This window comes from Streptomyces chilikensis, from assembly GCF_001642695.1.
GTDB classification, from domain to species: Bacteria; Actinomycetota; Actinomycetes; order Streptomycetales; family Streptomycetaceae; genus Streptomyces; species Streptomyces chilikensis.
Map to the genome: position 1 here is coordinate 1 of NZ_LWCC02000006.1, position 16537 is coordinate 16537.

Annotated in this window: 18 protein-coding genes and 1 pseudogene; 10 read left to right on the top strand and 9 right to left on the bottom strand. The window is 68.3% G+C overall.

Annotated features, from left to right (window positions below; genetic code table 11):
• A partial coding sequence (locus tag A2U95_RS33805) for an adenosylhomocysteinase (RefSeq protein ID WP_166025469.1) occupies positions 1 to 69 on the top strand: 69 nt, incomplete at its 5' end.
• 17 nt (positions 70 to 86) lie between these two features.
• A complete protein-coding gene (locus A2U95_RS20500; RefSeq protein WP_166025471.1) occupies positions 87 to 767 on the top strand; it encodes a maleylpyruvate isomerase family mycothiol-dependent enzyme in 681 nt (226 codons plus the stop codon).
• A gap of 10 nt (positions 768 to 777) precedes the next feature.
• Here the strand turns inward: A2U95_RS20500 and A2U95_RS20505 are convergent, their stop codons facing one another.
• Positions 778 to 1518 carry a PIG-L deacetylase family protein gene (locus tag A2U95_RS20505; RefSeq protein ID WP_166025441.1) on the bottom strand — a complete coding sequence of 247 codons (741 nt, stop codon included), beginning with the start codon at positions 1516 to 1518 and terminating at the stop codon, positions 778 to 780.
• A 135-nt stretch (positions 1519 to 1653) separates the two neighbouring features.
• Between A2U95_RS20505 and asnB the strand changes: the two genes are divergently transcribed.
• The 5 genes from asnB (at position 1654) to mshA (ending at position 8307) form a co-directional block, all read left to right on the top strand.
• On the top strand, positions 1654 to 3423 hold the full coding sequence (asnB, locus tag A2U95_RS20510; protein WP_166025443.1) for an asparagine synthase (glutamine-hydrolyzing): 1770 nt from the start codon (positions 1654 to 1656) through the stop codon (positions 3421 to 3423).
• Positions 3420 to 4391 carry a PrpF domain-containing protein gene (locus A2U95_RS20515; protein WP_166025445.1) on the top strand — a complete coding sequence of 324 codons (972 nt, stop codon included), beginning with the start codon at positions 3420 to 3422 and terminating at the stop codon, positions 4389 to 4391. Before asnB ends, A2U95_RS20515 begins: the two co-directional genes overlap by 4 nt.
• A gap of 138 nt (positions 4392 to 4529) precedes the next feature.
• Complete coding sequence (locus tag A2U95_RS20520; RefSeq protein WP_166025448.1) at positions 4530 to 5267, top strand: SDR family oxidoreductase; 738 nt, start codon at positions 4530 to 4532, stop codon at positions 5265 to 5267.
• Positions 5268 to 5315: 48 nt separating this feature from the next.
• Complete coding sequence (locus tag A2U95_RS20525; protein ID WP_166025450.1) at positions 5316 to 6896, top strand: class I tRNA ligase family protein; 1581 nt, start codon at positions 5316 to 5318, stop codon at positions 6894 to 6896.
• A gap of 91 nt (positions 6897 to 6987) precedes the next feature.
• Positions 6988 to 8307: a D-inositol-3-phosphate glycosyltransferase gene (gene mshA / locus A2U95_RS20530; protein ID WP_240957487.1), complete on the top strand. Its 1320-nt coding sequence runs from the start codon at positions 6988 to 6990 to the stop codon at positions 8305 to 8307.
• 376 nt (positions 8308 to 8683) lie between these two features.
• Here the strand turns inward: mshA and A2U95_RS20535 are convergent, their stop codons facing one another.
• Positions 8684 to 9082: a hypothetical protein gene (locus A2U95_RS20535; protein WP_166025452.1), complete on the bottom strand. Its 399-nt coding sequence runs from the start codon at positions 9080 to 9082 to the stop codon at positions 8684 to 8686.
• Between the two features lie 504 nt (positions 9083 to 9586).
• On the opposite strand from A2U95_RS20535, the gene A2U95_RS20540 reads away from it, so the two are divergent.
• Complete coding sequence (locus tag A2U95_RS20540; RefSeq protein ID WP_166025453.1) at positions 9587 to 9787, top strand: hypothetical protein; 201 nt, start codon at positions 9587 to 9589, stop codon at positions 9785 to 9787.
• A 73-nt stretch (positions 9788 to 9860) separates the two neighbouring features.
• On the opposite strand, the gene A2U95_RS20545 is transcribed toward A2U95_RS20540, so the two are convergent.
• The 6 genes from A2U95_RS20545 to A2U95_RS20570 all read right to left on the bottom strand — a co-directional run bounded on the left by A2U95_RS20545 (position 9861) and on the right by A2U95_RS20570 (position 14659).
• Positions 9861 to 10304, bottom strand: coding sequence for a Fur family transcriptional regulator (locus A2U95_RS20545; RefSeq protein WP_166025455.1), 444 nt, complete (start codon positions 10302 to 10304; stop codon positions 9861 to 9863).
• A gap of 106 nt (positions 10305 to 10410) precedes the next feature.
• Positions 10411 to 11358: a helix-turn-helix transcriptional regulator gene (locus A2U95_RS20550; protein WP_240957488.1), complete on the bottom strand. Its 948-nt coding sequence runs from the start codon at positions 11356 to 11358 to the stop codon at positions 10411 to 10413.
• 211 nt (positions 11359 to 11569) lie between these two features.
• Complete coding sequence (locus A2U95_RS20555) at positions 11570 to 12430, bottom strand: class I SAM-dependent methyltransferase (protein WP_166025459.1); 861 nt, start codon at positions 12428 to 12430, stop codon at positions 11570 to 11572.
• A gap of 281 nt (positions 12431 to 12711) precedes the next feature.
• Entirely contained in the window at positions 12712 to 13182 is a 471-nt protein-coding gene (locus tag A2U95_RS20560; protein WP_166025461.1) for a GNAT family N-acetyltransferase, read from the bottom strand.
• A 92-nt stretch (positions 13183 to 13274) separates the two neighbouring features.
• Complete coding sequence (locus A2U95_RS20565; RefSeq protein WP_240957489.1) at positions 13275 to 14270, bottom strand: M56 family metallopeptidase; 996 nt, start codon at positions 14268 to 14270, stop codon at positions 13275 to 13277.
• Positions 14267 to 14659, bottom strand: coding sequence for a BlaI/MecI/CopY family transcriptional regulator (locus tag A2U95_RS20570; RefSeq protein ID WP_166025463.1), 393 nt, complete (start codon positions 14657 to 14659; stop codon positions 14267 to 14269). The genes A2U95_RS20565 and A2U95_RS20570 overlap by 4 nt, the downstream gene beginning before the upstream one ends.
• 113 nt (positions 14660 to 14772) lie before the next feature.
• On the opposite strand from A2U95_RS20570, the gene A2U95_RS20575 reads away from it, so the two are divergent.
• Positions 14773 to 14946 carry a hypothetical protein gene (locus A2U95_RS20575; RefSeq protein ID WP_166025465.1) on the top strand — a complete coding sequence of 58 codons (174 nt, stop codon included), beginning with the start codon at positions 14773 to 14775 and terminating at the stop codon, positions 14944 to 14946.
• A gap of 50 nt (positions 14947 to 14996) precedes the next feature.
• Here the strand turns inward: A2U95_RS20575 and A2U95_RS20580 are convergent, their stop codons facing one another.
• The gene (locus A2U95_RS20580; protein ID WP_166025467.1) at positions 14997 to 15278 is read right to left on the bottom strand and encodes a metal-sensitive transcriptional regulator; all 282 of its coding nucleotides are present in this window, start codon (positions 15276 to 15278) and stop codon (positions 14997 to 14999) included.
• Between the two features lie 121 nt (positions 15279 to 15399).
• On the opposite strand from A2U95_RS20580, the pseudogene A2U95_RS20585 reads away from it, so the two are divergent.
• Positions 15400 to 16530 (top strand): annotated as a pseudogene (locus tag A2U95_RS20585) (adenosylhomocysteinase); the annotation flags it as partial.
• Between the last annotated feature and the right edge of the window lie 7 nt (positions 16531 to 16537).

Here is a 16537-nt window from a genome sequence, read left to right on the forward strand (position 1 = left end):
CCCGAGCAGGCCGCCTACATCGGCGTCGAGGTCGAAGGCCCCTTCAAGCCGGACCACTACCGCTACTGAGCGGCGGAGAACACATGATGTCCGAGTATTCGGAGTACGAGGAACCGCCGCGGGACCCGGAACTTCCCGGCCGGCTGCTCCGCACCGAGCGTGATGCCCTGATGCCCCTGCTGCGAGCCTCTCACGACGAGCGGTTCGAGCTGCGCACGGCCTGCCCCGGGTGGACGGTGCGCCAGCTCCTCGCGCACTGCGGGGCCGCACTGGTCCGTATCGTCGAGGGCTGCCTCGAAGAAGGCGTGTTCCTGCCGGAGTCGAACGCCGCCGATGTCGCCGAGCGCGAGGACTGGCCGCTGAGCCGCGTCCTCGACGAGCTGGAGCGGGGCTTCACCGAGGCGGGACCCGTCATCGCCGGTCATGAAGACGGTCTGCTGGACGCGGTCGCGCTGGGGGAGTGGGTGCACGCCGGCGACGTGCGTGAGGCGTTCGGGGAGCCGGGAGCGTACGACGGGTCCAGCACCCACCATGCGCTGCCGCTCCTCGAAGCGACCAGCCGCAGACGGATGGCCCCGCGTCTGCACGCGCACCTCACCGGCCGGCCGGTACCGCTGGTACTCGGCAACGGGATCGAAGGGCGCCCGGTCGCGGAGTTCCACGGCGACGTACCGACGCTGATCCGCATCTGCACGGGCCGCCCGCTGGTCGGCACGCGCTACGAGCTGTCGGGTGCGACGGAGCAGGAGCTGTGCATTTACCGGTGACCCGGTCGGCTCAGTCCGTTCTCACGATCTGGAAGGCCTCGGCGAGGCGGCCCGGCGGAAGGCCGCCCGCCCTGGCGTGTTCGGCGAGCCAGTCACGCAGCAGGCCGGCCAGGTCGTCGAAGTGAGCGGTCTGCGAGGTGTGGATGCGCAGGGCGTCGACCTTGCGGTCGAAAACGGATGTGACGTCGACGTACTGGTTGGGCGTCGGCCCGGTCATGAGCCACAGCTCGGGAACGATCCAGGCTTCGAGGCCTTCCTCCTTGAGGAGCTCGGGGTGCGCGAAGGGGTTGCGTGCCTCGGGGTAGACCGCACGCAGAGCCGCGTCGCCGACGGCACGGTGGTCAGGATGCAGGTCCGCGACCCGCTTCCAGTTGATCTCGGGGCTGGGGATGATCGCGCGCGTGGGCCGTACCTGGCGGATCACCCGGCACAGGTCGCGGCGCAGTTCGGCGCTCGGCTCGACGAAACTGTCGGGGTAACCGAGGAAGCGCACGTCGTGCACTCCGCTGAGCTTGGCCGAGTGAACCTGTTCCGCGCGGCGCAGATCCGCCATTGCCTGGCGCGGGAGCCGCTCGTCGTACCCACCCGCGTCGCCGTCCGTGACGATGCAGTACGTCACGCGGGTGCCTCGCGCGATCCACTGCATCACCGTGCCGCTCACGCAGAACTCGATGTCATCCGGGTGCGCGGCCACCACGAGCAGGCTCTCGGGGGCGCCGCGGTTGAGGGATTCGGTCCTGAGCTCGTCCATGGGACAAGCCTGTTGACCGGATAACGGCGCGGCAAGGCGTTGCCTGTGGCGTGTCCGCGACATGACACTTACGTGCCAGACAAACAATTGGTAGATTCAAAACATTGGTGGATACAAGACCCGGAGGCAATCGGCATGTGCAGGATCTTCGGCTCCTTCGCCGTGGCGGCCACAGGTCCCGAGCTGGCCACGGTGTCGGCCCGGCAGCGTCACGGTGGCCCCGACGAGCGCGGTGTGCTCGCCGGACGTGGCTGGTCGCTCGGCTGCGACCGGCTCGCCGTCACCGATCCCACGGGCGGCTCCCAGCCCTTTCGGCTGCCGACCGCGCCAGGCGTCACAGCCGTACTCAACGGTGAGATCTACAACCATCACGAACTGCGTGGACACCTGACGGCACGCGGTCACCGTTTCCCCGATGTCTGCGACGGGAGCCTCCTGCCGGCGCTGTACGCGGAGTACGGCCCGGCCTTCGCCGACCATTTGGACGGCATGTTCGCGATCGCCGTCCTGGACCTGCGCGAGGGCCTGCCCCAGCTCGTCCTGGCCGTCGACGACATGGGAATGAAGCCCCTTCATTACCATCAGGGACCAGACGGTGCTGTGCGGTTCGCCTCCGAGATTCCGGCGTTGCTCGCCTTCGACGGGGTCCCGGTCGATCCGCGTGAGGAGAGCCTCGACACCGTCCTGGCCACCAAGACCCCCTTCGGCGCCGAAACCGCTCTGCGCGGCATCCGCAACCTGCCACCCGGCGCCACTGCCGTGGCCCGGGGCACCGAAGGCCTGCGGGTCTTCCGCCGTCGGCCGCGAGAGGCCGAGCCGTCCATCGGAGTGGTTGACACGCTGCGCCGTGAGGTGCACCGGCTGACCGACGCCGACGCCCCGGTCTGCGCCATCACGAGCGGCGGACTCGATTCCGGGCTCGTGACGGCGCTCGCCGCGGAGTCCGTCGAACCGCTGCACACCTTCCACCTCGGCTATCGCGGCCGCTGGCCGGACGCCGAGCACACCTACGCCATGGCCGTGGCCCGGCACGTCCGTACCGTCCACCACCAGATCGACGTCAACCCGGCCGAGCTCCCGTCCCTGCTCACCCGCACCATCCGGCACATGGGCCAGCCCAATGCCGACCCCATCACACTCAGCACGTACGCACTTTTCCGGGCCGTGCGCGACGCGGGATTCACCGTGGCCCTCACCGGAGACGGCGCCGACGAACTCTTCGGCGGGTACGACCGTGTGCGTGCCGCCCTGTCGGCACCCGAGAACACCGATTGGACCGCGGCGTACGTCGACGCACTCGCCGCCGCTCCGCGATTGATGCGGGAGTGGCTCTACACCGCCGACTACCGCGCCTTCATCGCCGAGCACGGCTCCGTCGCCGATCGGATCACGACCGAGTTGCGCGCCTCCCGCTCCGGCCGCCTCAGCACCCTCACCGGCTTCGAGACGCGTTGGAGGCTGCCCTCCTACCACCTGCGCCGAGTCGATCACCTCAGCATGGCCTGGGCGGTGGAAGCCAGGATGCCGTTCTGCCAGCCGGCCGTCACCGCGGTGGCCCGAGGGCTGCCCGTCGAGCGACGCCAGGGCAAACGCGTGCTGTACGAAGCAGGGCGTGACCTGCTGCCGAAGGCCGTACTGGACCGGCCCAAGCAGCCCTTCACCATGCCTCTCGCCGCCATGCTGGCTCCCGGCGGCCCGCTGCTCGAACCGGTGCGCGACCTGCTCGCTCCGTCGAGACTGATGCGCACCGGGCAGTTGCGGCCGGAGCGGGTACAGGCGTTGCTGGCCCGGCAGGCGGAACGGCCCTCGCACCAGGACGCCCTCACCCTCTGGGCACTGGCCGTGCACGAGTTGTGGACCGATGTCGTCCGAGGGCTGCGGGTGTCCGTCGGCCGCGCGGCGTGATCGGGGACATCGTCCAGGCGGAGGGCGCGCCCGGGCCGACGCTCGTGCTCCACCGTGACCGGCTCCCCGCCGGCGCTCTGGCGTCCCGCGCCGAACTCGCCGTCGTCCGCGGGTGGCTGGAGCGTACGGGGCGCGGCCACATCCGTAAGCTCGCTCTGATCGGTTCATCCGCCGATCCGTCGTACGACCTGGACTACCGCTTCGTGCAGTGCCTGCCGGAGGGCTTCGACTTCCGGGCCGGATGCGGTCATTCGTTGCTCGCGGCCGTCGCCGACACCGGACGGCCGGGGGCGGTACGGGTGCGGGCGGTGACCACGAACGACGCGGTGGTGTGCGTACCGGAGCCGCGCGGGACGCACACGGTACGGCTGGAACGAACCGCCGGGTTCGCCGACCTGCTGCCCACCGGCCGCCCCGCCGAGCGGCTCTGCGGACTGTCGGTGTCCATCGTCCGGTACGGCAATCCGTACGTCTTCGTCGACGCCCGGGACCTCGGGCTGCATTCGGAACGTGCCCTCTTCGGAGCCGGGCCGGCGGTGCTCGGACAGTTGACCGCGGTGCGGGCGGCGGCAGCCCGGCTGTTGGGGATGCCGCCGTGGGGTGCGTTGCCCAAGGTGGCGGCGGTGGGTTCGTACGCTCCCGGGCGGCTGTCGGCCCGTGCGGTGACGGTGTCCGGTTGGCATCCCGCCCTGGCCTTGACGGGGAGTATCTGCATGGCGGCGGGAACAGTCGTGCCGGGCACGGTGCCGTCGCATCTGGCCCGCGAGAACAACACGGCGTGCGAGGCGCCTTCCCGCACGGTCCGGAGACCACACCGATCCCTGTGCATCAGCACCCGCCTGGGCCCGGTGCACGTCTCCGCCGACGTCACCGCGGAGCGGCTCGAGCACGTCGCCGTCCACGGCAAGCGTGTCCGGGTGATCGAACGCGCCGTGCCCCTTCCTTGGCGTATCCACGTCACGGCGTGAACGCGCACCTCCTCAGGCCTGATCGTACGGCATCCGTCTGACATTCTGGTGATCGGTCAGCAATTCCCGTCGGGCATTCCCGCCAGGACGGCGGGAATCAATCTCTGCCGTGTCCCGACCGGGGGAGTGATCTCCAGGATGAAATTCGAGAATCTGCGCGTCGTGGTGACCGGGGCGTCCCGGTTCTTCGGGCGTTCGATCGCCATTGGATTCGCGCACCTGGGTGCCGAGGTATTCGTTTCGGCCCGTACGGTCGAGGCGGCGGAGCGCACCCGGACGGAGGTCCTGGGCGAGGCGAGGAACCGCATCCATGCCTTCGGCTGTGATCTGAGCAAGCCCGACGAGATCCGGGCCTTCGCCCGGCAGGTCGGCGAGCACACGGACCGTGTGGACCTGCTCGTCAACAACGGTGCACGCTGGCTGGACGGATTCGAGCTGGAAGGCGCTTCGGACGATTCCATCGTCGAGACCATCGAGTCCACGGCGGGCGGCACGGTGCTCATGGTCAAGCACTTCCTGCCGCTGCTGCGCGCCTCGAAGCGCCCCGACATCGTCAACATGGTCGCCGTCTGCGATCCCGGCGCAGCGGTCGATTACCCGGCGCACGAAGCTTTTTACGCCGCCAAGGGTGCTCAAGCCGGATTCGCCGACATTCTTGCGCGCCGACTGCGTCCTTCCGGCGTTCGTGTCTTCTCCCTCTACCCGCCTGACTATTCCACCTCGGACCCGCGCTCCGCGGAATGGGAGGGCATGGGAAGGGATGCGCGGTATCCCGACGAGAAGCTCACGACCCAGGCCCTCTTCGAATGCATCGTCTACGCGGTCGAGCAGCCACGCGACTGCTTCATCCGCTCGTTCCACTTCGAGCCCCGCTGAGCTCCCGTGGCCAGCAGCGTTCCCGTCACAGTCAAGGAGCTTCCGTCCATGAGCACCCCACTCTGGATCACCGCAACCCCGCCCGACAGCGACGGCGAACTGCACATCGGGCATCTCGCCGGCCCTTATGTCGCCGCCGACGTGCTCAACCGTCATCTGCGCGCCGACGGGCGGCCCGTGCTGTTCACCACGGGCACCGCCGACCATGCCGACTCGGTCGAGGTCCGGGCCCTGCGCAGTGGACGCGAGCCGAAGGATGTCGCGGAGGGCTTCCGCACCGCGATCACCGCCGACTGGCGGCACTCCGGCGTCGAGTTCGATCGCGTCGTCCAGCCGGATCGCGACCGCGGCTACCAGCGCTGGCTCCAGGACCTGTTCCTGGACCTGTACGCGCAGGACATCATCGCGCCCCGCACCCGACTCCTGCCGCACTGCGAAGCCTGTGACCGCTGGCTGTACGGAGCCCGCGTCACCGGCGCCTGCCCGCACTGCGGGGCACACGGCAACGGAGGTCTGTGCTCCACGTGCGCCAGGCCGAACGACGGTGACCTGATCGATCCGGTGTGCGTCCGGTGCGACTCGCCCGGGCGGCCGCGCCGCTGCCGTCGCCTCTACCTCTTCCTGGAGCCGCTGCGCGAGCAGCTCGCCGACCACTGGCGCTCCGCCGCGTTGCCACCCCGCCTGGCCCTGCTCTGCGAGAACCTCATCGAGGACGGCCTGCCGGACGTGGCCGTCGGACACCCGGGGGACTGGGGCGTGCCGGTACCCGTGGACGGGTTCCCCGGGCACCGCATCAGCACCTGCTTCGAAACCGCGGCGATGCACCTGTTCAGCTATGGCTACGACAGGAAGCCGCTGCCCGAACGCAGCATTCACTTCTGCGAGTTCAGGCATTCCTTCCACCACGTGGTCCTGCTGCCGGCCATCCTCGTCGCCCGTGGCGTGAAATTGCCACAGGAACTCCACGTCAACGAGACGTACGGCATCGACGCCGAGAGCGCGAAGGGACCCGACGGCAGGCCGATGGTGTGGGCCCTCGACCTGCTCACAGAGTTCGGATCCGACACGCTGCGCCGTCACGTCCTTCAGACCAGACCACTCGGCCGCCGCACCGACTTCCGTCGTGACGAGCTCCATCGCACCCAGCAGATCCTGGACGGCACCTGGAACAGCTGGCTCAGCCGGCTGTTCGTCGCGGTACGTGAGGACTGCGCGGGACAGGTACCCGACGTGGAACCCGGGGGCGACGGGTGGGATGCGCTGAGGCATCGGCTGCACCGGGCCGCGGAGGATCTGCGCGAGGCGTACGGACCCGACGCCTTCGACCCACGCCGCGCGGTCTCGGTCCTGGACGAGGTGGTGCGCTGCACCGTGGACTTCGGGTACGTCAACGCCTTCGAGCGACGCCGGCCGAGCGGAACCGGACGTCACCTTCCGGCGATCATGGCGCAGTTGGCGGTGGCATCGGCGCTGACCTCGTGGGCGTGGCCGGTCATGCCCGAAGGGGCGGGGCGGCTGGCACTGGCGCTCCGGATCTCACCCGGGGGACCGGTGGCACCGGAAGCACTCACCCCACCGGCTCCGGGGACGCAGCTGGCTCCGTCGTCCGCTCCCGTCTTCGGCTTCTGATCATCCGGTGAGCCGTTGTGCCCACCCGCTCCGTTCAACGCGGCGGGTGGGCACAACGGCGTACCGGCCCGAGCTGAAGGAGTCCTTCTCCATGTCCCTGCGCATTGCCATGCTCAGCGTCCACACTTCGCCGCTCCACCAGCCCGGCACGGGTGATGCGGGCGGCATGAACGTCTACATGGTCGAACTTTCCCGGGCTCTGGCCGAACTGGGTGTTCGTGTAGACCTGTTCACCCGCTGCCGGGGTGAGGGGCATCCACCCCGCGTCGAGCTCGCTCCTGGCGTGCAGGTACGGCACCTGCACGCGGGCCCGCGTCGTGTCCTGCCCAAGGAGGCCATGCCGGCGCTGGTGCAGGAATTCGCCTTCGCGCTGCTGAGGGCAGCTGCCGACAGCCCGTACGACCTGGTGCACACGCACTATTGGCTGTCCGGCCAGGCCGGCAGCCTCGTCGCCGACCGGTGGCAGATACCCCTGGTGCATACGATGCACACGATGGCGCGCGTCAAGAACGCCTCTCTCGCACCCGGTGACAAGCCCGAGCCGGAGTCGCGCATAAACGGCGAGAGCGGGCTCGTCGCAGCCGCCGACCGACTCATCGCCAACACGCCCGAGGAGGCGAACGCGTTGCACGGCCTCTACGGGGCTGCGCCGCACCGCACCGATGTCGTGATGCCCGGGGTCGACACCAGGACGTTCCACCCCGCCGACGGCAGGAGGGCGGCGCGTGCCCGGCTGGGCCTGCCTCAGGAGGCGTACGTTCCGCTCTTCGCCGGCCGTATCCAGCCCCTCAAGGGCCCGGACGTCCTGGTCCGTGCAATGGCGGAACTGCTGCGGGCATCACCTGAGCTGCGCCGACGGCTGCTCGTACCCGTCATCGGAGGGCTCAGCGGTTCGGGAACGCGGGTTCCCGGTGAACTGCGGGAACTTTCCGCCCGGCTGGGTCTGCTGGACGTGATGCGCTTCGAGCGGGCGGTTCCACAAAGAGAACTGGCGGACTGGTACCGGGCGGCCGACGTGCTGGTGGTGCCCTCGCGCAGTGAGTCCTTCGGTCTGGTTGCCCTGGAAGCGCAGGCATGCGGCACGCCGGTGCTGGCCGCGGCCGTCGGTGGACTGCCGACGGTGGTGCGGGACGGGGAAACCGGACTGCTCATCAACGGACATGAGCCGAACGACTACGCGTGCAGGCTGTTGTGGTTCGCGCAGCATCCTGCGTCGGCGGCAGGAATGGGCGTGGCGGCCGCGCAGCATGCTCAGAGGATGAGCTGGCATGCGGCGGCGCAGCGGACGCTTGAGGTGTACGAGCGTGCGCTGGAGACCATGGCCGCGAGGGTGGGGCAGAGGCGGCGGCACGCCCCTGCCCCGGCGGCCTCTTCCTCCTGGAGGAATGAAAGGGCCGCAGTGCCAGCGTAACATTTCCTTTGGTGCGACCAAAAGTATGGCTAGCCCCAAAAGGTGCTGGACTGAGGCCAGGCGTGATTGGGTTCCGGAGTCGCGCGGTTGTTCCGGACAGGGCCGATCGAGGTCATGGCAGGGCAGGCACGGGCTTCGTGATCATGGGGATGTCGAAGCTCGACGATCACGAGGTGGCCCGTGCCTGCCGTGGCGTCTTCCCCTCCCCGCCGTGTTGGTGAAGCTGGGCTCCTGGACACCGGCCGAGTCGCTGGGATCGCCGAACGGGCGGATCGGGCTCCGGACGCCGCAGTGACGGCCGTCGAGGTCCGGTGTCGTCCACTCGGATGGCGCCGCTCACCCTCGCGGACCACGGCCGGCCGTGTGCTCGTGGCCGTCAACGGCAAGTCGTCGAAAGAACCAGCCCGTCCGTCCGGCTCCGCAGGCATCTGCTCTCCGCGGTCACTGCCACCGGGCCGTGGCCCTCGCTCAGGCAGAGGCCGGCGCGAAGACGAACGGGACCGCGCACTTCCAGCGCCTGTCCGAGCCACTGGACCTGGACGGAACCCTCGTCACCTTCGGCGTTCGGCGCAGTGCGCCCGGTCCATGCGAACGTCACCCGGCCGGCCGAGGCCGAGAACGCCCACCACATCTCCGTGATCAAGGTCGATCGGCCGACCGCGCGCCGGCAGCTCGCCACCAGGCCCGCCCGGCCGTCCGCGCCCACCGCTGCCGGCCCACCGGCCGAAGCGAGAGCCGCGAGATCGTCTACGCCGTCACCGGCCTCGACGCCCACCGGACCACCTCGGCCGAACTCGCCACCGCAATCCACGGCCGCTGGACGGTGGAGGCCCTGCATCGCATCAAAGGCGTGACCTTCGCCATGACCACCCGGGTGATCCGCTGCCGGCCCGAACGAGCACTCCCGTCCCAGGCGTCACCGACAACCCTGCGCACAGGAAACTTGATCAATCCCCGAGTTGGGGCTTGGCCGAATTTTTTCCGGTTGACCGAAGGGACCCCTGCGGATGGTTTAATTCGCTACTTTCCCTGCGGAGGCAATGACACATCCACGCCATGACATATCCACGACTTGTGGAACCATGGATTCCTCATCGCGGGTGAGTGATGATGGAAATGCCTTCAAGGGGAGCCCGGCGGCACGGGCCCCGGAGGTGAAGATTTCCATTCGCATCCTGGAGGAAAAGTGTCTGCGTCTGTGCGCTCCGCCGGATCTCGCATTGCTCGCCAGTTCGCCCTCGCCGTGATTCTCTGTACGGGCGTCGCAGGGGGTGCGGCGGTGACCGCCCTGCTGGGCGAGGACCCCGTCTCGCGGCAGGTGGTGGTCGACAGAGCGGACAACAACTGGCCGGCTGTCCCGACCGGGGCGGAGGACAACAACTGGCCGGTCGTCCCGACCGGGGCGGAGGACAACAACTGGCCGGTCGTCCCGACCGGGGCGGAGGACAACAACTGGCCGACCCCCTCCCTTGCCGTGTAGCGGGATCCGAAGAAAGGGCCCCGGTGAGCCGCGCGTAGTGGCTCACCGGGGCCCTTTCAGGCGTCCCCCCGCACTATCCAACGGATTCTGAGGTGGATCGACAGTCGGGGCACAGTCCCTTGAAGACAATGTCGGCGTCCTTTACCTGCCAGTCCCTCAGGTGGTTCCCGGGAAGAACCGGCGCCTTGTGGGCGACATTCTCCACGCGTCCGCAGTTGACGCACAGCGCATGCTGGTGCGGCTGACCCGAGAGTTCGAAAACGGCCGGCCGCCCAGGGCGCTCGAATTTGGTCACCAGGCCGGTTTCCAGGAAATGCCGCAGCATTTCGTAGACGGCTTGGGAAGTGAGCGTCCCCAGGCGTTCCCGGGCCGCGGCGGTCAAGTCCTCCACGTCGAGATGTCCGCCGGCCGCCAACACCTGCAGCACCTCCAGGCGTGGGCTCGTTACGCGCAGGCCGACATCGCGGAGCTGCTGGATCGCTGCCTCGCGCCCGTTTGTCACTGCTTCGCGTGTCATCTCTCCGCCGCCTGGTGAGACCAAAAGTTTGAATGAATCGTACCTCTAGTCCACATCAGGCAGCAGGGAGCAGGAGGCGCCCCTCCGGGAAACCGCGTGCGGGCGGTCAGTCGAGCCAGCCCAGCCGGGTGGCACGCACTCCCGCTTCGAAGCGGCTGGACGCGCCCAGTTCCTGCATCAACTCGGAGATCATCCTGCTGACGGTGCGCAGGGAGACGCCAAGGTTGCGGGCGACTTTCTCGTCCTTCATGCCCGAGGCGAGCATGCGCAGGGCCGCACGCTGCTGCTCCGTGAGCCCGTCGCCACCTCGTGCGGGCTGAATCTGCTCGCCGTACGGCATCGCGGTGTGCCAGCAGTGCTCGAACAGCGTCAAGTAGGAACGTACGAGAGCGGGGCCGCGGGCCAGGATGGCTCCCGCTGAGCCGTCGTCGGGATCGACCGGGAGGAGAGCGAACTGCTCGTCGGCAATGATCATATTCATGGGAACCACTGGGGAGAGGCGTACCTCGACGCCTAGTTTCGCCTTCATCCTCAGGTGTTCGGCGTCTTCGGGGACCGACGTCAGGCGTTGGTTGAAGATGGAGCGGACCTGAACGCCGTTCTCGATCTGCCGCCGATCGCGGTCCAGCGCTCGCTCGGGGATCTCCCTGCCACGTGCGATCGGATGCATCGAGGCGAGGCGGTGCTGCACGGTGTCCGTGATGTCTTCGAGTACCTGCTGGATGCGGCGGTAGTCGCTGATGACTTCGACCTCGACGCCGGCTGCCTGAGCCAGCGTCTCGGCGCGCAGGAAATTGCCGGCCAGTGTCTGCAGCGTGTGGTGTGCCTGGTCGGCCTGGTCGAGGTGGTTGCGCAGCCGGGTGCGCTCCCGCTCCAGCAGTCTGATCAGGGCGATCTCAGGGGCGATGACGGTGACCGCGTCGGTTTCCGCTTCCGACGCCTTGCCCGCGTCCAGTTCGAGGCGGTTGTCGTGGATCCGTCCCGTCGGGACGACGAGACCGAGGCTGAGCAGGTCGTCGCGACATCGATCGCGTTCATCTTCCGACAAGTCCATTTCGGATGCGACTTCTCGGAAGCTCGACGCCCCTCGTGCCCGCAGTCTCCGGTAGAAGGCGAGAGCCAGGTCAGGGGACTGGGTTCCCGTTCTGCCACTGCCGTAGACCACTGCGAAGCGACCCCCCTCGTAATTCTTCGGAATGCCCCGATCACACCTTGTCACAGGTGATGCCGGGGAACTCCGAATCATCTTAGTAATGTGACGGGCGTCACTCGGTAGGGTGGCATACCAGGAGGACGCTCCGCGTGCGTTCGTCGAGCCGCTGCTGCCGCTGGTCGGTGACGCGCAGGCCGGCGGCCCGTAGTTCCTGGAGCAGGTCTTCCTGGTTCACGATCCACTTGTCGGTGGTCACGATCGACCTACGGACCCGGGTCTTCCCCGAGCGCTCGATGAAGTAGGTGACCTGCTCGCTCATGGTGGCGAGGTCGAAGAGCTGGCGAGCCACGACCCACTCCGTGATTCCGTCGAACCGCGGCACCTGGAAAGCCCAGGCGCGGTGCGGGTCTTCGGCGAGCCCCGCCGCGTCGTGAGCCGTGTAATCCAGGGCAAGCGCTCCGTCCGCGCCCAGGTGGGCGGCGATCTCGCGAAGCATCCCGGGCCGGGAGTGCGGGGGAATCGCCGCGATCATCGCACCTGCGAGCAGGATGAGCCGGTAACGCCGCCGCAGACGCAGATGGACGAGGTCGGCATGGGTGGTGGTGATCCGACTGCGCACGTGCGGGCCGATGCGATCGGCCCAGTCGTGCAACCTGGCCAGGCTTGGGGCATCCCGGTCCACCGCCTCGACGGTGAAGCCGTGGCGGGCGAACGGGACGGTGAGTCGCCCGGCTCCCGAGCCCAGGTCGAGCACGGGGCCACCGGTGGTCCTGGCCAGGGCCAGGTACTCCACGATGTCACCGCTGAAGGGACCCAGCAGGGCGCCGTGCAACCACAGATGTTCCTCGGTGTGGGGGGCGAGGGACTCGAGACCGGGAAGCCAGGAGCCCAGGGCGGGGGAAGCGGTGGTGAACCGGGAGGGCGGGGCCAAGCCGGGAGCAGGCGTCACCGGTATGTCGGTCCGTGTGTGCATCGCTCCTCCAGGTGGCTCGACCGGTCCTCGCCGTCCGGGTGGGCCCGTGCTCCAGGACCACGCCGCAGCACCATCGTGGCCGGAAACCTTTGCACCGGGCCAGCGGTCGCGTATGCGCGTTCACGCCAACGCGCGTCCACGCCAAGGGGCGTCGGACGCATGAGTGCCGCGCGCGGTGAAAGCCGGCGATGTGAACGGACCCGCTCCGGCGGAACCGGTCACGGGAAGCCCGACGATGAGCGATCGCGGAAAGACGGAGATGTCTTCCGGGAAGGCGACCCTCACATCCTTCGGCTCAATCGCTGCCCTTCACCCGCGAAGCCATGAGCCGTGTAGAACGGCAACGAGGGGTCGGCCGCGGACGGCAGACTGACCGACTGGCGTTGGGCGTCGTTTCTTCGCATGCGCTCGGTGAGGGCCGACAGCAGCGCACTGCCGACCCCGTGGCGGCGGCGATCCGGTGCCGCGCACAACACGTACAACTCGCCCTCGCCCGGCGAGGGTACGCCTCCTGCCGCCGCACCGACGACCTGGCCGCCCGCATCGGCGGCCACCAGCCAGCCGAGCCAGCTTGGTGCGCCACCGGGAACCCCTATTTCTGCGCTGATGCGGGTGAGTGAGCAATTTGTGCCCACCAGGCGTTCGATGATGCTTGATTCGAGAATTCCGGTATAGCTCTCGCGTATCACGGTGGCGAGCAGTCGGGATATGGCGGCCGCCTCGGTGACCGCGGCGGGCCGCACTTCAACCATGTGCCTCAGGTCTGTACCTCCCTGGGCGTTCCTCGTGTTCTTCGCGCCCAACGATAGCGTCGAGTCGCTCTCACGGCTGGAGGGATGCTCCTCTACTTACTTGGCCAATCGGTGATACCGGGGACGGAGCAACAAGCCATGACGAACAGAGTCAGGGCGGCCGCTGCGGGAAATGCCGCGAACGCTCTCCACGAAGCCGGAGAACTCGTGGCGTGCGGCGTGAGGATGCGTCGCACGCGCAACACCGCCGACGGCCCGCCTGCCGCGACGGCGCTGTGGGGAGCCTGCCCGGACGCCACCACGTACAGGGCGGTGGCAAGGGTGCCCCGCGAACACCGGCGTAGCGCCCGGTCGTCGGCTGTCATCTCCAGCAGTAGCGGTACTTCCGTGCGGACGAGGTGGGCCAGCGGCAACCCGGGGAAAGCGGTACCGAAGGCGGCGGCTGCGGCTATCAGCAGATGGTGACGACCCGCGATGTGCGCCCGCTCATGCTCCAGCACCGCTGCCAGTTGCTGTTCGGTCAGAACCCGGAGGGCGCCGGAGCTGACCACGACCTGGGGAGCGCGTCCAGGCAGGCAGTACACGGCCGGGGCGTCATGCTGCAGCACTGTGGCACGCAACTCCGGCTGCCTGCTGCCGACCAGACGCAACAGTTCGCCGTGACGTGCGCGACGGCGCTTGGCGCTCAGAAACTCGCGTACGAGAACAGCGGTGAAAGCGACGGGCGCGACGGCTGCTGCCGCAAAGGCCGCCCATACACGGATGCCCGCGTCGGCCGGGCTGTTCAAGGGCAGAGGGGGGCAATCGGCTCCGTCGAAGAAAATACAGGACTCGACGAAGCGGGATAACTGGTGGCTGTCAGCTGCGGGAAGGAGCAGTTGCAGGAACGCGAGGGACAGGGAAGTGATGAGGGACAGCGCGAGCACACTCCACACCACGAGAGCCGTCCTAGGTGTTCGGTGCGCCCAATGACTGCTGGCGAGCGCTTTCGGCAGCAGGGCCCCGACCGCGATCGCGACGGTGAGAGGCGGCAGCGCGTGATGGTTGACCAAGAATAATTCACGCACATGTCCCAAGGAATCGGTCACGAAAGCGCTCCGGGTTCCTCGTCGCTGCCCGGAATCTGACCCGCCGCGCGCAACGCGGCAGCCAGTGCGGACACGTCGTCAGGTGGCATGTGCTCCACGAAGCGCTGCAACGCCGCCTGCCGGTCCTCGGTGTTGCCGAGCGCGTCCTGCATGAGGGCCGCGGTGTACTCCTCACGGCTGCGCTCGGGTTCATAGAGCCAGGCTCGTCCGGACTTCTCGCGTCGGAGGAGGCCCTTGCGGTGGAGAACGTCCGCGACTGTCATCACGGTCGTATAGGCGACAGGCCGTATGCGATTGATGTCGTCGACGATCTCCCGGACCGTGGCCGGCCGGTCCCAGCGCCAGAGCCGGTCCATTATTTCGGCTTCGAGGTCACCCAGCCGTCGCACCCTTCCCCCTCTTCCTCCCCGTCGCCGAGGTGCCTCACATCGTATGGCACCCCTTGTCACTGATGTGCGGCCGCACAGGAATCCAGCATACGGGGAGGGGGTATGTTGGATGCATGTTCTCGTTCAGCAGGGAAATCGCCGTCGGAACCCCGAAGAACCCGTGCGCGAAGGTCTGCGGAACCGACTTGGGAGGAGCCGAGCTGGTGCTGCTGCGTCAGGTGCTCGGCCTGTGTCTGCGCCTCAGCCTCAGGCTGAGCGCTGACTGCCGCTCGGGTGAGGGAGGCTGAACAGGTCCGGGCCCGGGCGGTTCGACCGCCCGGGCCCGGAAGCTCGGCCATCACGCCCGGACGAGCCGGGCGATGGCTCTGGACGCCTCGCTGACCTTTGTTCTGGCCTGCTCGTCGCCTTTCACGATGGCCTCCGTGACGCAGCTGTTGAGGTGCTCGTCCAGAAGGGCCACCGCACAGGACTGGAGCGCGGCATTGGTGGCGGCTACCTGGGTCAGGACGTCGATGCAGTAGGTCCCCTTCTCGACCATGCGCTGCAACCCTCTTACCTGACCCTCGATCCGGCGGAGGCGCCGGAGAATGACGTCCTGGGGAGTGTGCGGTTCGACCACGGTGGCCTCCTTCTCCTCGTTGGCGCCTTCAGCGGTCGGCGGTCTTGAAGCCGCGCAGGCGCAGGCTGTTGCCGACGACGAAGACCGAGGAGAAGGCCATGGCGGCGCCGGCGATCATGGGCCGGTCTTCGCCTGGAAGGGCGAGACGCTTCAGGAGTACTGGTGGTGCACCGAGCAGGCGCTGACCTGGCCGGACAGCCCCACCGGCGGCCCGAACATGATCCTCGACGACGGCGGTGACGCCACCCTCCTGGTCCACAAGGGCGTGGAGTACGAGAAGGCCGGCGAGGTCCCCGCGCTGGAGACCGCGGAGTCCGAGGAGCACCTGGAGATCCTGCGCCTGCTGCACCGCACCATCGGCGAGGGCTCGCAGAAGTGGACCCACCTGGCGTCGGAGATCCGCGGCGTCACCGAGGAGACCACCACCGGCGTCCACCGCCTCTACGAGATGCAGCGCGACGGCGTCCTGCTCTTCCCGGCGATCAACGTCAACGACGCCGTGACGAAGTCGAAGTTCGACAACAAGTACGGCTGCCGCCACTCCCTGATCGACGGCATCAACCGCGCCACCGACACCCTGATCGGCGGCAAGACGGCCGTGGTCTGCGGCTACGGTGACGTCGGCAAGGGCTGCGCGGAGTCGCTGCGGGGCCAGGGCGCCCGGGTGATCGTCACCGAGATCGACCCGATCTGCGCCCTGCAGGCGGCGATGGACGGCTACCAGGTCACCACGCTCGACGAGGTCGTGGAGACGGCGGACATCTTCATCACCACGACCGGCAACAAGGACATCATCATGGCCTCCGACATGGCCAGGATGAAGCACCAGGCCATCGTGGGGAACATCGGCCACTTCGACAACGAGATCGACATGGCCGGCCTGGCCAAGGTTCCCGGCATCGTCAAGGACGAGGTCAAGCCGCAGGTCCACACCTGGACCTTCCCCGACGGCAAGAAGATCATCGTGCTGTCCGAGGGCCGCCTGCTGAACCTGGGCAACGCCACCGGCCACCCGTCGTTCGTGATGTCCAACTCGTTCGCGGACCAGACCCTGGCCCAGATCGAGCTGTTCACCAAGCCCGACGCGTATCCGATCGGCGTCTACGTGCTTCCCAAGCACCTGGACGAGAAGGTCGCCGCCCTCCACCTGGACGCGCTCGGCGTGAAGCTGACCAAGCTCCGCCCCGAGCAGGCCGCCTACATCGGCGTCGAGGTCGAAGGCCCCTTCAAGCCGGACCACTACCGCTACTGAGCGGCGG